The 1,577-nt window shown below is 66.4% G+C and carries 2 protein-coding genes; both read right to left on the bottom strand.

Translation table 11 applies throughout. The features are described 5' to 3' along the window. Positions 1-336 (bottom strand): ABC transporter permease family protein (locus AC1D15_RS31380; RefSeq protein WP_477829116.1); only part of this gene is annotated, 336 nt, incomplete at its 3' end. A 4-nt stretch (positions 337-340) separates the two neighbouring features. Beyond that, positions 341-1,577: glutathione ABC transporter substrate-binding protein GsiB (gene gsiB / locus AC1D15_RS31375; RefSeq protein ID WP_477829115.1), on the bottom strand; the 1,237-nt coding region annotated here is incomplete at its 5' end.

Raw genomic sequence — 1,577 nt, 5'->3', positions numbered from 1 at the left:
GAGCAGCACCGACCAGCCCATTGCCGCGAGGGTCAGGAAGAAGGTCGGGCCGAAGCGCTCGGCGATCTCGGTGGACACCGGCCGCTTGCTGCGGATCGACAGCCCGAAGTCGCCCTGCAGCGCATGGCTGAAGAAGCGCACGAACTGCTGCGGCAGCGGCAGGTCGAGACCGAGGTCGCGGCGCACCAGCTCGACCGTCTCGGGGCCGGCATCGACGCCCGCCGCCAGCCGCGCCGGATCGCCCGGCAGCAGGTGCACGAAGGCGAACACCAGCACCGCGACGATCAGCAGCGTCGGCAGCAGCCCCAGCAGGCGCTTGATGAGGTAGACGACCATTCAATCACTTCAATTCGACATCGTCGAAGTTGAAGCTGCCGTCAGGAATGACGTAGAACCCCGCCAGGTTGCGCGCCCGCACCGACACCAGCCGCTCCGTCACCAGGAAGGCCCAGGGCGCGTCCTTCCAGATCTGCTTCTGCGCCTCGGTGTAGAGCTTCGCCTTCTCGGCCTTGTCGGTGGTCACCAGCGATTTCGCGATCGCGCCGTCGACCACCTCGTTCTTGTAGTACGCGGTGTTGAACAGCTTCGGCGGGAACGACTCCGAGGCCAGCAGCGGGCGCATCGCCCAGTCGGCCTCGCCGGTCGACGACGACCAGCCGACGTAATACATGCGCACCGGCGCGGTCGCCGGGTCCTGCGCGCTCTCGACGCGCTCGACGCGCTGGCCGGCTTCGAGCGCCTGCACCTGCAGCTTGATCCCCACCTGCGCCAGCTGCTGCTGCACGAACTGGATCACCTTCTGCGCCGTCGTGTGGTTGTAGGCCGACCACAGCGTCGTCTCGAAGCCGTTCGGGTAGCCGGCCTCCTTCAGCAGCTCGCGCGCCTTGGCCGGGTTGTACGGCCAGGGCCCCAGCTTGGCGGCGTACTCCACGCCCTGCGGCAGCACACCTTCGGCGGGGATCGCGTAGCCGGAGAAGGCCACCTTGATCAGCGCATCCTTGTTGATCGCGTAGTTGATCGCCTCGCGCACCTTCGGGTTGTCGAACGGCTTCTGCTGCACGTTCATCGACAGGTAGCGCTGGATGATCGACGGCGAGGCGGTCACCTCCAGGCTCGGCTTCTTCGACAGCGTCTCGACCGCCTCCGGCGGCACCGGGAACGCGAAGTGCGCCTCGTTGGTCTGCATCACCGCGGCACGCGTGTTGTTGTCGACCACCGGCCGCCAGGTGATGCTGTCGACCTTCGGGTAGCCCTTCTTCCAGTAGCCGTCGAACTTCTCGACCTTCAGGTAGTCGGTGGCCTTCCACTCGACGAACTTGAACGGGCCGGTGCCCACCGGGTTCTGCGCGATGCCCTTGCTGCCGTACTTCGCGAGCGCCGCCGGCGAGATGATCACGCCCGACGGGTGCGCCAGCGTGTTGATGAACGGCGAGAACGGCTCCTTCAGCGTGAAGCGCACCGTGGTCGCGTCGAGCGCCTCGGTCTTCGCGATGTTCTTGTAGAGGTTGTAGCGCTTGAGCTTGTTGTCGGGGTTCGTCACGCGGTCGAACGTGGCCTTCACCGCCTCGGCGTTGAAC

This window comes from Rhizobacter sp. P2_H2 (assembly GCF_056403375.1).
The sequence above is the reverse complement of the archived record's forward strand: the minus strand, read 5'-3'. Positions and strand labels throughout refer to the sequence as shown.